Source organism: Moheibacter sediminis (assembly GCF_900176425.1).
Lineage (GTDB): Bacteria > Bacteroidota > Bacteroidia > Flavobacteriales > Weeksellaceae > Moheibacter > Moheibacter sediminis.
In genome coordinates, this window is record NZ_FWXS01000011.1 from 91,108 (window position 1) to 104,462 (window position 13,355).

Annotated in this window: 13 protein-coding genes and 1 tRNA gene; 10 read left to right on the forward strand and 4 right to left on the reverse strand. The window is 34.0% G+C overall.

The window, feature by feature from the left end; translation table 11 throughout:
* The first annotated feature begins 12 nt into the window (after positions 1–12).
* The 9 genes from porT (at position 13) to aroA (ending at position 9,754) form a co-directional block, all read left to right on the forward strand.
* Positions 13–732 carry a type IX secretion/gliding motility protein PorT/SprT gene (porT, locus tag B8977_RS14080; RefSeq protein ID WP_084018858.1) on the forward strand — a complete coding sequence of 240 codons (720 nt, stop codon included), beginning with the start codon at positions 13–15 and terminating at the stop codon, positions 730–732.
* A 207-nt stretch (positions 733–939) separates the two neighbouring features.
* Positions 940–1,803, forward strand: coding sequence for a prephenate dehydratase (locus B8977_RS14085; protein WP_084018860.1), 864 nt, complete (start codon positions 940–942; stop codon positions 1,801–1,803).
* Between the two features lie 27 nt (positions 1,804–1,830).
* Complete coding sequence (locus B8977_RS14090; RefSeq protein ID WP_143736541.1) at positions 1,831–2,916, forward strand: bifunctional 3-deoxy-7-phosphoheptulonate synthase/chorismate mutase type II; 1,086 nt, start codon at positions 1,831–1,833, stop codon at positions 2,914–2,916.
* Positions 2,916–3,836 carry a ribosome small subunit-dependent GTPase A gene (gene rsgA, locus B8977_RS14095; protein WP_084018864.1) on the forward strand — a complete coding sequence of 307 codons (921 nt, stop codon included), beginning with the start codon at positions 2,916–2,918 and terminating at the stop codon, positions 3,834–3,836. Before B8977_RS14090 ends, rsgA begins: the two co-directional genes overlap by 1 nt.
* 21 nt (positions 3,837–3,857) lie before the next feature.
* Positions 3,858–4,310 carry a D-aminoacyl-tRNA deacylase gene (dtd, locus tag B8977_RS14100; protein WP_084018866.1) on the forward strand — a complete coding sequence of 151 codons (453 nt, stop codon included), beginning with the start codon at positions 3,858–3,860 and terminating at the stop codon, positions 4,308–4,310.
* Between the two features lie 26 nt (positions 4,311–4,336).
* The gene (locus B8977_RS14105) at positions 4,337–6,229 is read left to right on the forward strand and encodes a DUF3857 domain-containing protein (protein ID WP_084018868.1); all 1,893 of its coding nucleotides are present in this window, start codon (positions 4,337–4,339) and stop codon (positions 6,227–6,229) included.
* A 6-nt stretch (positions 6,230–6,235) separates the two neighbouring features.
* Positions 6,236–8,182 (forward strand): transglutaminase domain-containing protein, encoded by a 1,947-nt coding sequence (locus tag B8977_RS14110; protein ID WP_084018870.1) that lies wholly within the window; start codon positions 6,236–6,238, stop codon positions 8,180–8,182.
* Positions 8,183–8,185: 3 nt separating this feature from the next.
* Positions 8,186–8,512 carry a nucleotide pyrophosphohydrolase gene (locus B8977_RS14115; protein ID WP_084018872.1) on the forward strand — a complete coding sequence of 109 codons (327 nt, stop codon included), beginning with the start codon at positions 8,186–8,188 and terminating at the stop codon, positions 8,510–8,512.
* Between the two features lie 21 nt (positions 8,513–8,533).
* Positions 8,534–9,754, forward strand: coding sequence for a 3-phosphoshikimate 1-carboxyvinyltransferase (gene aroA / locus B8977_RS14120; RefSeq protein WP_084018874.1), 1,221 nt, complete (start codon positions 8,534–8,536; stop codon positions 9,752–9,754).
* Here aroA and B8977_RS14125 read toward each other — a convergent pair.
* The 3 genes from B8977_RS14125 to B8977_RS14135 form a co-directional block, all read right to left on the reverse strand.
* Positions 9,751–10,218, reverse strand: a complete 468-nt coding sequence (locus B8977_RS14125; RefSeq protein WP_084018876.1) for a DUF6702 family protein — start codon at positions 10,216–10,218, stop codon at positions 9,751–9,753. The two genes, aroA and B8977_RS14125, sit on opposite strands and share 4 nt — an antisense overlap.
* A gap of 117 nt (positions 10,219–10,335) precedes the next feature.
* Positions 10,336–10,872: a hypothetical protein gene (locus B8977_RS14130; RefSeq protein ID WP_084018878.1), complete on the reverse strand. Its 537-nt coding sequence runs from the start codon at positions 10,870–10,872 to the stop codon at positions 10,336–10,338.
* Positions 10,873–11,241 carry a DUF3127 domain-containing protein gene (locus B8977_RS14135; protein ID WP_084018880.1) on the reverse strand — a complete coding sequence of 123 codons (369 nt, stop codon included), beginning with the start codon at positions 11,239–11,241 and terminating at the stop codon, positions 10,873–10,875.
* A gap of 104 nt (positions 11,242–11,345) precedes the next feature.
* Here B8977_RS14135 and B8977_RS14140 point away from each other — a divergent pair.
* A tRNA-Leu gene (locus tag B8977_RS14140) sits at positions 11,346–11,427 on the forward strand.
* A gap of 545 nt (positions 11,428–11,972) precedes the next feature.
* Here B8977_RS14140 and B8977_RS14145 read toward each other — a convergent pair.
* Positions 11,973–13,253, reverse strand: coding sequence for a T9SS type A sorting domain-containing protein (locus tag B8977_RS14145; RefSeq protein WP_084018882.1), 1,281 nt, complete (start codon positions 13,251–13,253; stop codon positions 11,973–11,975).
* Between the last annotated feature and the right edge of the window lie 102 nt (positions 13,254–13,355).

Consider the following 13,355-nt stretch of genomic DNA (forward strand, 5'->3'; position numbering starts at 1 on the left):
TGAAAAAAACAGATGAAAAAACTTCTTGCATTTTTATTATTTACACTGACGATTTCAGCCTTTGGGCAGTTCCGTCCGAATTCAGAAAAGGTTTGGCACAGAGAAGAAGACGATGACAAAAGATTTGGCTGGGGTTACTTTTTAGGAACCAACATCATGTCATTTAAAGTAGTACCTGCCGAAGAAGGGCTTAGTGAGCAAGACATGATTTACCTTCGTCAGGAAAACAAAATGGGGTTTTCTGTGGGTTTAATGGCGAAATTGAAACTTCATAACAATCTTGATTTGAAATTGGAACCAGGTGTTCATTTTGCAGAAAGAAATCTATACTTTGGAAACATCGAAACCAATGAAACAGATAGTATGCGTGCTGTAAAATCTACATACATTGATATTCCGTTTATTTTGAAAGTACACGGAGACCGTTGGGTGAATACTCGTCCTTATCTGCAAGGAGGTTTGGGTTACACGATGAACCTACAATCTAACGAAAAGAAAGAAGAAGATAATCAGGACAATATTTTCCGTATGAAAACCCATAATTTCAACTGGCAGGTGGAAGCGGGCGTCGAAATTTATTTCAGCAAATTTAAATTGACTCCGGCGATTAAAGGAATTTTCTTCTTCAATAATGAATTGGTACAGGACAATCCTGATACAAGCACACAATGGGCTGGAAGTTTAAAATCCTTATCAACAAGAGGAATTTTCTTTTCACTTAAATTTGAATAATTAAAAATAATTCAAATTTAATTCTCATATTTGTTGAAACATTTACAAGAAATGACAAATTTATTTAACACTTCATTTTATTACTTCTTTTGGGCAAGAGTTCAGAAGCGGGTAATTTATGTTGGTTAAACAAATTTAAAAGATAAAAAAACCAAAAGAGTCCCGTCAGAAACGGGGCTCTTTTTTTATGAAATAAAATCAAGTAAAATGAAAATTGGAATTCAGGGAACACTAGGCTCATATCATCATCAGGCGGCAGATTTATTTTTCAATTCGGAAGAATTTATACTGTATGAATATGAAAGCTTCAAAAAAGTCGCAAAATCAGTTTCAAAATCTGAATGTGATTTTGGATTGATGGCGATTGAAAATACAATTGCAGGCTCGATTCTTCCCAATTATTCTTTGGTCACGAAATACAATTTACAAATCGTAGGCGAAATTTATTTACCCATCCAGCACCAGCTAATGGCTTTGCCGGGAACTGATTTTGACAAAATCGAAGAAATCCGTTCGCATCCGATGGCAATTTTGCAATGTGATCAATTTCTCGAAAAATATAATCATTTTACCATTAGGGAAACGAGCGATACGGCATTGACAGCAAAAAAAATAAAATCTGAACTGAGCCGGAATATTGCGGCAATTGCTTCTCAAAAAGCAGCTGATTTATACGGATTGGAAATCCTCAAAAGGAACATCCAAACATTTCATAAAAATTTTACCCGATTTTTTGTTCTCGCAAAAGAAACTGAACCCACAAATGATTTCGACAAGGCTTCTATTACATTTGCCACGCCGCACAAAAGCGGCTCATTGGCAAATGTGCTGAACGAATTTGTTTATTTAGGAATCAATATGGAAAAAATCCAATCTATTCCAATCATTGAGAAACCGTGGCAATACAATTTTCACGTTGATATTTCTTTTGAAACCATTCAACAATATGAAGAATTAAAAAAACGAATTTTAATCAAAACCGATAACCTGAAAATTCTGGGCGAATACAAGAAAAACAATCCCTATTTGCTGAAAGAACTAGAATATATTGACTTAAAATCAAACTTTTAAATGAATAACGCTTTAAATTTGCAAAATATGAATACAAATAAATCCTTTCTCAGTAAATTTGAAAAACCACTTGTAATTGGTGGTCCTTGCAGCGCGGAAAGTGAAAAACAGATGCTGGACATTGCCGGACAATTGGACCAAAATTATGTTCAGGTATTTCGTGCGGGAATCTGGAAACCCAGAACAAAACCGAATTCTTTCGAAGGTGTCGGCGCAATTGGTCTGAAATGGCTCAAAAAAGTAAAAGATGAATTTGGTTTCATAACTGCCACAGAAGTTGCCAATGCAAACCACGTAAAACTGGCTTTGGAAAATGACGTTGATTGGTTATGGATTGGTGCGCGTTCAACCGTAAACCCCTTTACGATTCAGGAAATTGCCGAAGCTTTGCGCGACACAGACAAAGTTGTTTTGGTAAAAAATCCAGTCAATCCTGATTTAGATTTATGGATCGGAGCAGTTGAAAGGTTACAAGCACAAAACATCAAAAACTTAGGTGCAATACACCGAGGATTTTCAACTTATAAAAAGACAAAGTATAGAAACAATCCGCAATGGCAGATTGCATTGGACTTTATGGATAAAATGCCTGGGATACCTATGATTTGTGATCCATCACATATTTGCGGAAACCGCGAAGGAATTTTTGATGTGGCACAACAGGCTTTCAATTTTGAATACGATGGATTGATGATTGAATCACATAACAATCCGGACGAAGCCTGGAGCGACGCCAAACAACAAATCACGCCGGAACGTTTGCACGAGATTTTGAAAAAATTAGAACTTCGAAAAAGTGACGATCCAGATGCTTTTTACCATTCAAGATTAAGCCGTTTGAGAAATGAAATTGACGAAGCTGATCAAAGTATTATAGAAACAATTGGTCAGAGAATGGGTATTTCTGCTCAAATCGGAGAATTAAAAAAAGAACACAATGTAGCTGTTTTTCAACCGGAACGCTGGAAAGCAATTTGGGAAAGCGCAATCAAACAAGGAGAAAAATATGGATTGTCAGAGGAATTTATCGATAAACTCCTCAAAGCAATTCACCAGGAATCCATTCAACATCAAAATTCAATTATGAATCAGGACAAAATTTTGAAACCTTAATGAGCGGTTTGGTAATGAAATCAACGGGAAGTTGGTATTCGGTAAGAGAAGATTCTGGAAATATGATCAATGCAAGAATGCGCGGGAAATTCAGGTTAGATAATATTCAGCATACGAATCCGATTGCAGTTGGTGATTTTGTCGATTATGAAATTGACAATGAAGGAAATGGAGTGATTTCCAAAATCCACGATAGAAAAAACTATATCATCCGTCGTTCCGTTAATTTATCTAAAAAAACGCATATCATTGCGTCCAATATCGATCGTGCTTTTCTTGTCGTTACGGTAAATAACCCGAAAACTTCTTATGGTTTCATCGACCGATTTTTAATTACAGCAGAGGCTTACCACATTCCAGCGACTTTGGTTTTCAATAAAATGGATTCTTATGATGAAGAGCAACTGGAAATCGTGGAAGATTATAAATTTGTTTATGAGCCTTTGGGTTATAAAACGATGGAAGTTTCGGCTGTTTCGGGCTTAAATTTAGAAAATTTCAAATCTGAGTTGAAAGGAATAATCACTTTGTTTTCAGGGCATTCGGGCGTTGGAAAATCAACTTTGCTCAATGCTTTGAATCCAAACTTAACCATCAAAACTTCAGAAGTTTCGGATTTTAACCAAAAAGGACAGCATACGACGACTTTTGCTGAAATGCACGAATGGCCGTTTGGTGGATTTTGCATCGACACGCCGGGTATCAAAGAATTTGGTTTGGTCGATATGGAGAAAGAGGAAATCCAGAATTATTTTCCTGAAATTTTCGCCAAGAAAATCGAATGTAAATTTGACAATTGCATTCATTTAAACGAACCCAAATGTGCTGTGATAGAATCAGTTGAAAATGGAGAAATAGCTTCGAGCAGATATGAAAGCTACGTTGGTTTTTTGGATGAAATTCAAACGAATCCTTACTAAAATTTAGTTCAAAATAAAAAAATGAGAGTTGTCATACAGCGCGTACAACACGCAAGCGTTACGGTTGAGGGAAATGTAATTGGTAAAATCGAAAAAGGTTTATTGGTTTTAGCCGGATTTGAGGAAAATGACACCAATGAAGATTTTGAATGGATAGCCAATAAAATCATTCAACTCAGGATCTTCAATGATGAAAACGGCGTCATGAATGTCTCTGTGCAGAATGTTGAAGGTGATTTGTTGGTGGTAAGTCAATTTACACTGCATGCTTCCACAAAAAAAGGAAATCGCCCTTCATATATAAAATCTTCTCCGCCGAATATTGCTAAAAATCAGTACCATGAATTTGTCAGAGTTTTGCAAAATAAATATCTTCGCCCGATAAAAATCGGAGAATTTGGTGCTGATATGAAAGTTGAATTGCTCAATGACGGTCCTGTCACGATTTGTATTGACTCTAAAAACAGAGAATAAATTTATCTATTAAAAACTTAAACTGAATGAGAAAACTACTAAGTATTTCATCATTACTTGCATTTATAATAGTATCTGCACAAAATTTTGTTGCAAATAGTATTACTGCAGAACTTAAAGAAGGTGCTTACGCCGTAATCAGAAATGAAAAAAAGACTATTGACATTCACTCGATCAACAAAGTCATTCATACCAATGAATTAATCATAACGGTTTTTGACAAGTCAGGAGATAAATTTGCACAGCCTCATGAATTTTATGACCCAAATACAAAAATCACAACTTTGGAAGCGGTTTATTATGATCAAAACGGGATAGCGATTAAAAAATTTAAATCAAAAGATTTTCTTGATCAATCTTATATATCTGATGGACAAATGTACACAGACAGCCGCATCAAATATTTGAATTATTCATCTGCACAGTATCCATATACTTTACATTTCAAATCAGTTATAAATTATTCAAACACCACCATCGGAAGGTGGACACCGGTTAGTTCATACAACGTTGCAATTGAGAAATCATCATATACAATAAATAATTTGATGAACTTGAAAATGAATTCCAAAGAAATGAATTTATCTGATTTTGGCATTTCTAATCAAAATCCGAATCAATCGGTAGTTCATTATGAAATGAAAAACCAGAAGGCGTTTGACAAAGAAGATATGACGCTTCAGTTTAAAAATATTTTTCCAAATGTTGAATTTTCTGCGGTTGACTTTATTATCGACGGCGTAAAAGGAAATTTCACTGATTGGAATGGAATGGGAAAATGGTACCGTGGTTTATTGACAAATTCAAATGACTTCACTCCTACTCAGAAAAAATTCTATCAGGATTTGGTAAAAGATGCTAAAAATGATAAACAAAAAGTAAGCATTCTCTACAAATATTTACAAAACAAAACCAGATACATCGGTGTTCAGTTAGGAATTGGAGGATTGCAACCTTTTCCTGCATCTTATGTAGAATCAAAGAGTTACGGCGACTGCAAAGCATTGACAAACTATATGCAATCTATGTTGGATGCGGTAGGGATTAAATCTTATTATACCGTTGTATATGGCGGGAGTAAAATTGATTTCCATACTGATTTCGCGAGCGTTGCACAAGGAAATCATGTCATTTTATATGTTCCGCTGAATGAAGAAGATTTATGGCTGGAGACTACGAGCCAGCAAACTGCATTTAACTATTTAGGAACTTTTACTGATAATAGAAATGCACTCATTGTAACTCCTGAAGGCGGAAAAATAATCAAAACTCAAAGTTTTCCTGCAGAAAAAAATACACTTAATATTTTTGGTTCCATTGAAATTTTCAATGATGGAAAATTGAAAGGAGATTATAAGATGGACTACGCAGGATTACAATATGAACAGATTTATAGAGTTAATTTTCAAAGCAGTAAAGACCAGAAAAGAATTCTTCAGGACATTTTTGAAACGCTCCCCAATCTGAATATTCTCAATTATAAATTTGAAAATAATTGGGATGAAGCAATTTTTACTGCAAATGTAAATTTAGAATCTACTCAGTTTGGAAAAATTCATGGAAATAACATGGTCATTAATATTCTTCCTTCAGAAATTTCAACTACAAGTCTCAAAAAAAATAACAATAGAAAATATCCTTTCGAAATCCGACATGGATATGTGGACGAAGCCGAATTTGAAATAAAAATCCCAAAAGATTACAAACTTGACGGCGTTTTTGAGCCAATTGCTTACCAAACAGAATTTGGAAATTATCAATTAACAGTAAACACAGCAGAAGGAAATTCATTAAAAGTAAAAAGAATTATATCTATAAAAGACGGCATTTATCCCAAAGAAAAGTTCAACGATTATGTTGAATTTCAACGAAAAATATCATCATTTGACAACTCAAAAATTTTACTAGAAAAACTATAATATAACATGAAAACAATTATTTTAACTGCCACCTTATTGCTGTTTACATTGAGTTCAGCACAAGACAACCGATTTGGAAAAGTAAGCAAAGAAGAACTTTTTAAAGAAAGAAGCACCATTGATATTGAATCTCCCGCCGAGATTTTATATGAAAAAATTGACATCACTCTGGATTTCAACCCAAGTGGTGGTGGATTTATCGTTACAAAAGAAATTGAAGGAAGAATTAAAATTTATAACAAAGACAATACTGATGATAAATTTTTAAAACAAGAGGTCTCTATGTATGCTCCAAATTCAACCCGAGAAAAATTATTAGGTTTTAAAGGTGTCACTTACAATCTGGAAGGTGGAAAAATTGTTGAAACTAAAGTAAAAGGAAATGAAATCTTTACCGAGCGCGTAAACAAAAACTGGGAAGTTGAAAAATTTGCTTTTTCAAATGTAAAAGACGGTTCTGTCTTAGAATACAAATACACCATTGTTTCTCCTTTTTACAGAGAGATTGACCGTTGGTATTTCCAGCAGGAAATTCCGGTTTTATATAGTCAATTCAAATTTCGTCACCCTGATTTCTTTACATACAATCCAGATTTGAGAGGCGAAGTTCGCGGAAAAATAAACAATTCTACAAGACCCGTTACGGACAGGACATATTCTACTGCAGTCAATGAATATACTTTTGAAAATGTAAAACCATTGAGAAGAGAATCATTTGTACTTAATTCAAACAATTTGAAAGCGTCAGTTAGATTTGAACTTATGATGTTTAGCCATCCAGGTTACATTACTGAAAACTATTCAGCGACTTGGCAGCAAATCGGTAAAGATTTAGGTAAACATGAAAATATAGGTGCTCAGCTGAGCGGAAATAGTTTCTTGGACGAAACAGTACAAAGTGTTGCCGGAAGCATCCCCGATCAACTAGAAAAAACACAGGCAATCTTCAATTTTATAAAAGAAAATTATACCTGGAACAGATTCAATTCCATGTATGCTGATAATGGAGTTAGAAGAACTTTTAAGGAAAAAACAGGAAATGCTGCAGATTTAAATTTAATGCTAGTTTCAATGCTTCAAAAAGCAGGAATCAATGCAAATCCTGTAGTTTTAAGTAGTGTAAATAATTTAATGATAAATTATTCTTTTCCTTCAGTTACCAGTTTAAATTTCCTGATTGCATCTGCTGAAATTAACGGAAAACTTTATCTGATGGATGCTACCGAGAAAATGAGCAAAATTAATATGCTCCCTTTGAGAGATTTGAACCACAGAGGATTTCAGCTATTAAGCAATGGTAATATCAAAGAGATTTCACTTACAAATTATTCTTTGAGTAATTCAAAGGAAGTAATTGGTGCGATATTAAATGCGGACGGTACAATTTCAGGATCGTACACAGAAACAAAAGATGAATACTTTGCAATGTCTGACAATATGTGGCGCAAAGACAGCCCAAAAGAATTTGAAGCTGAATATTTATCTAACTTTGCATTTGATGTTGATACTTTCAAAGTAGATGAAAACAATGAAAAAGGAATCGTCCGCTACAGTATTAAATTTGACAATGTACCTGGCGGAGAAGTAATTGGAAACAAAATCTTACTCAATCCTATGTTGTTTTCACAACTAAAGAAAAGTTCATTTCAATACGAAAACAGAAGTTATCCGCTAGAATTTGGAACTTCAATCTCTGAAACAAAAACGATAAAAATTAAAATTCCTGAAGGCTATAAAGTCGAATCAATTCCACAGGAAAAACAATTCGTAATCGATGGAAACCATGCAGGTTACGTTTACAAAGTAATTGAAAAAGATGGTTTTATAGAAGTTGCAACTTTGTATCAGGTCAATCAAAGTATATTACCTGCAAGCTATTACAAACTAATGAAAGATTTGGAAAGCAAACAAATAAATGCTGAAAACCAACAAGTTGTACTTGTAAAATTATAAAAAATGAGCATTCAAAAATTACAATCAGAAGTTGACAATTGGATTCAGGAACACGGCGTTCGTTATTTCAACGAATTGACCAATATGGCTCAGCTAACCGAAGAAGTCGGCGAAGTAGCCCGAATCATTGCTCGCCGATATGGCGAACAATCCGAAAAGGAATCTGATAAACAAAAAGATTTGGGCGAAGAATTGGCAGATGTGATGTTTGTAGTTTTGTGTTTGGCAAATCAAACCGGAGTTGATTTAGAATCAGCTTTTTATAAAAAATTAAATCTGAAAACGGAACGTGACCACGACCGTCATAAGAATAATGAAAAGCTAAAATAGGAAGGAAGACAGAAGTTTGGAATGGAAATTAAATTTTTAAAGAAAGTAAATCAAAATCCTAAAGGGGAAATCTTCATCAGCGGTTCCAAAAGTGAAAGCAACCGGCTTCTGATTTTGAATGCTTTGTTTGATAATTCAATTGAAATTAAAAATTTATCAAATTCAGAAGATACAGAATTGCTTCAAAATGCGTTGAAAAATTCCGGTAACAAAATCGACATTCATCACGCCGGAACGGCAATGCGGTTCCTGACGGCTTATCTTTCTACGCAAGAAAACCGCGAAGTAGTTCTTACGGGTTCAGCACGAATGAAACAGCGTCCGATTGGAATTTTGGTTGATGCTTTGAATTCGCTTGGTGCTGAAATTTCCTATTTGGAAAATGAAGGATTTCCATCTTTGTCGATAATAGGAAAGAAATTAAAAAAATATTTTGTTGAGTTGGATGCCAACATCAGCAGCCAATACATTACTGCTTTGATGTTGATTGCACCGAAATTGGAAAACGGATTAACGATTCGATTGAATGGAAAAATCACTTCGCTTCCATATTTGTTGATGACGGTTGAACTTTTGGAAAGAATTGGAATTCAAATCGAAAGAAGTGAAAACGTTTTCAGAATTCATCCGAAAAATAAAATCCAATATCAGGAAATTACTGTAGAATCTGATTGGAGTTCGGCTTCTTATTTTTATTCGTTGGCGGCTTTGTCTGAAAACCCAGAGATTAAAATCAATTCCTACTTTCAAAATAGTCTGCAAGGCGATTCTGCATTGATTGAAATTTATAAAAATCATTTTGGAATCGAATCTGAATTCATAGGAAATCAAATAGTTTTACGTAAAAATTTAAGCCTTAAACTGAAAACTTTAAACCTAAATTTAAATGAAACACCAGATATTGCACAAACAATTGCTGTCACTTGTGCCGGATTGAAAATGAAATGTAAATTGACCGGGCTGGAAACACTTTCTATCAAGGAAACAGACCGCTTGACGGCTCTCAAAAATGAATTAAAAAAAGTTGGAACTAAGGTTCAAATCACAAAAGATTCACTTGAAATAATTGATTTTGAATCTATAAATGAAATTCCTCACATCGAAACTTATAACGACCACAGAATGGCGATGAGCTTTGCTCCGCTTTGTCTTTTGATGGATTTGCAAATAAAAAGTCCGGATGTGATTAAAAAATCATATCCGGACTTTTGGTCTGATTTGGAGAAATTAACTTCTGTTTAGAAAGTTACTTTTCCTGATTCGTCACCTTTTTTGGCGGTAAAACTTTTCCTAACTCCATTTACATCAAATGTTACGAGGTTCTGCTGATCGGCAAATATTTCCGTGAGCATTGCATTTTTTATTTCGATATCATTGATTCCTGCAACGTTGTCTGCTTTGAAATACAATCTTGTTGATTTATCTGTAGTCTGAGAACCAACATAAGTCAAACCAATCAAACTTCCGTTTACTTTTAATGTCAATCTGGAAGATGAATAACTTCTTGCTTTGTTGTCAAAATCAGATTTTGATGCTGCAGAAGCGCCTACTGCTTTTTCTAAATCTTCGGTAAAAAATTTAGCTGTCAATTTGAGTGAACCTGCTTCATACTCTACTTTGGTGGTAGATGCATGAAAGTCCTGGGAAAATGATTGAGAAAAAATCCCCATCATCAATATCGTTAAAACCAATTGTAAGTATTTCATTTTAAGGTTGTTTTTAAATCATATTTGCAAAGTCGGTGCCAAATAAGCAACCCATCTGTTAAAAATAAACGAGTGGCAATTTAAGATTTTTTTATGAAATGAAATTATTCAAATAAATTAATGCAATTCTGCATATAATTTCTTCAAAATGTGCTTGGCTTTGGAGCGAATTCCGGGTGAAGCTTGCGGTTCTTCGAAGACCGATTCTATCATGGATTTCAATTCAGGTTTTAATTCAGGAAAAGTATTCGAAATATTATATAAAACTACCATTGCAAAAGCGCGGATAGCGATTTCCTCTTTTGGATTTTCCAAAAATTCAAAGCAATTATCGTACAAGCTACCCATCCATTCTTCTTTGATTTCTGTGAATTGAAGCACGCGCAGAATGTTTCTTTTGAGGGAAGATTTAAGTTGAGGATTTTCTAAATTTTGAATTAATTTCTCTCTATAGGGGAGAATCAAATTCGGCCGCCTGTCAAACGTGAGAGACAAAGTGTATGCAGCTCTCTGAGGCACGCGGTAATCTTTGGTTTCTGCAAAGAAACAATCCATCAGTTCATGAAAACGCTCAGCATCATTTCCGATATAAGAAACGATGCTGAGCGAATTTTCTTTGCTATGCTCTTTTTCTAACTGATGAAAAATGTTCATTTAGAATGGCAGATCGTCCGGCTCATTAGCGCCTGAATTACTATTGGTAACGGGTGGCATATCTGCATATTCGTTGATTGACGCTGCAGGTGCTGCACCTCCTTTCTCCAATCTCCATCCTTGGATGCTGTTGAAATATTTGGCAACGCCTTCAGGATTAATCCATTCACGGCCGCGAAGGTTGATTGAAACTTTTACTTCATCACCTTCATTTACCGTGTTGAGCAAATCGGTTTTGTCTTGTGTGAACTCTATAATGATGTCTTGAGGATACTGTTCTTGCGTTGTAACAACCAATTCTCTTTTCTTGAATCCACTTCCAAATGTCTGTGCTTCAAATATTTTCTTAACTCTTCCGCTAACTTCCATATAATAATTTGTTTAGTGCAAAAGTAAAAGAATTCGCAGAATGATAAAAATTACAAATTGAAATTTTGTGAAATAATTATTTAACGTATATTTGCTGTCCTTTTGCGGGTGTGGTGAAATTGGTAGACACGCCAGACTTAGGATCTGGTGCCGCGAGGTGTGTGGGTTCGAGTCCCTCCACCCGCACTTTATAAATCGCTTTTCTTAATTGATGAGCGATTTTTTTATGAGTAATCTAATCTTTTAATAAATAATTTAACATCATTTACAAAGGCTTTATTTTCATTATTTTTCTCTAAAATTAAAATAATTTGTTGAAGATATTTGAAATAAACATCTTTGTTATTTTCATTTCGCCATTAATGTTTTTTGTTTTAAAATAGTTTGTAATTGATTTAAAAATTGAATCTTTGATTTGAAATTGATATGAATCTAAATTGATATGAATCTAAATTGATATGAATCTAAATTGATATGAATCTAAATTGATAATTGAATCCTCACATTCATCAGAAACTATTATTTTATATAGGCTTATCGCTCGCATCCATTCAATTAAGAGTCTATACTGAGCTTCTATATTATGATTGCAAGTGATAAATAAGATTAATTTTTCATGATGGATTTTTTTGCTTAGATAATCTCTTTGTTAAATATACAAACTTCACAAAAAATAAAAAACTCCTTGACTAAAGGACAAGGAGTTAATAAAATTAAAGAAATGTGATTGCTTATTTCACAATCAACTTTTTATTTGCTTTGTTGTTTCCTGATTCTACAACTACAACATAAGTTCCTGTAGTTAGTGAATTAAGATTTAATTCTTTTTGGTAGAAACCTGATTGGTTTTGAATGTTTGACTCATAAACTTTTTGTCCTGCCAAATTAAAGATTGAAACTTTAGTTGAGGCATTTGAAGCATTTTTCACATCATACACCAAAGTTACTTGTTTATTTACGGTAGGGTTTGGATACAATCCGAAAGAGAAATCTTTGTTTAATTCCGTTACGCCCATTTCATCTGTTATATTTTTGTATTTAAAATACATATTTCCGTTTGAAGCGCCACCATTTTCGATGAAATATAGTCTGTAAATCTGTCCTGCTTCTTTGATATAATAAACTACATTATCATAAACTCCAGTAGTTGGTTTCCAGCTGTGTCCGATTGCGGTAATAACTTTAGAATACTCAGATGGATTAGAAAGCGTATTAGTCGCTTGCGTTTCTTCTACTCTTGCTACTTCCAAAGTCGGGCTTTGAATCACACCGGATAAACGGTACATCATGATGTTCATGTAAAAAGTAAAGTAACGTGTAAACATCAAATCCCAGGTTCCGATTTCCGGCTCGATACCAGTTACTACATCATTTGTATCAAATGAGAAATAGTTGAAATAATTATTATTTGAACCATTTGCTATCGTTTTAGTTTGAGTTGCATCCCATGAAGATCCGTTCCATTTAGCATATTTAATAGTATAGGCTCCATAATAGTCTTCAATCATGAATTTTACATAAGACTCATCACTTACATATTTCAAAACAAAAATTGCTTTTCCTTCTATATGGTGATTAACCGGATTATAGATTCCCCATCCTGTAGCGGGAACATTTGGATTTGAGGAAGTGATAGAACCCTGTTCAAATGCTCCTTCGTTTATATAAGTTGTTTGATCAGGATTGTATAACGGCTCTCCCCAAGAAGCTAGATTTGCAATGCTGATTGCATCCCAGTCAGCTGGATTATCTGAAGCTTCATATACTTCAATGTTTTGAGCATCATTGACACGCGTTCCATAATCCATTGCATTTATTCTCCAAAATGCTACATCCCAGTTATTCGCAGGATGTGAAACAATGTTATTTTCAGACAAATCAAAAAACACACGGTTAGCATAAGCTGGTCCAGTTGTCAATTCTACAGTAGTGTATCCAAACTCATCAACTTGAGCATTAAGACTTGTCAAAGACATCATTGCGGTAACAACGCAAAGTAAAATTTTTTTCATTTTTTTTATTTTTATTTAAACTAAATAGTAATTAAAATCATGTGGCAAATATAATTTTAATTTGGATTAAGTCTAAATAAATTTTTACTTTTGCATCGAATT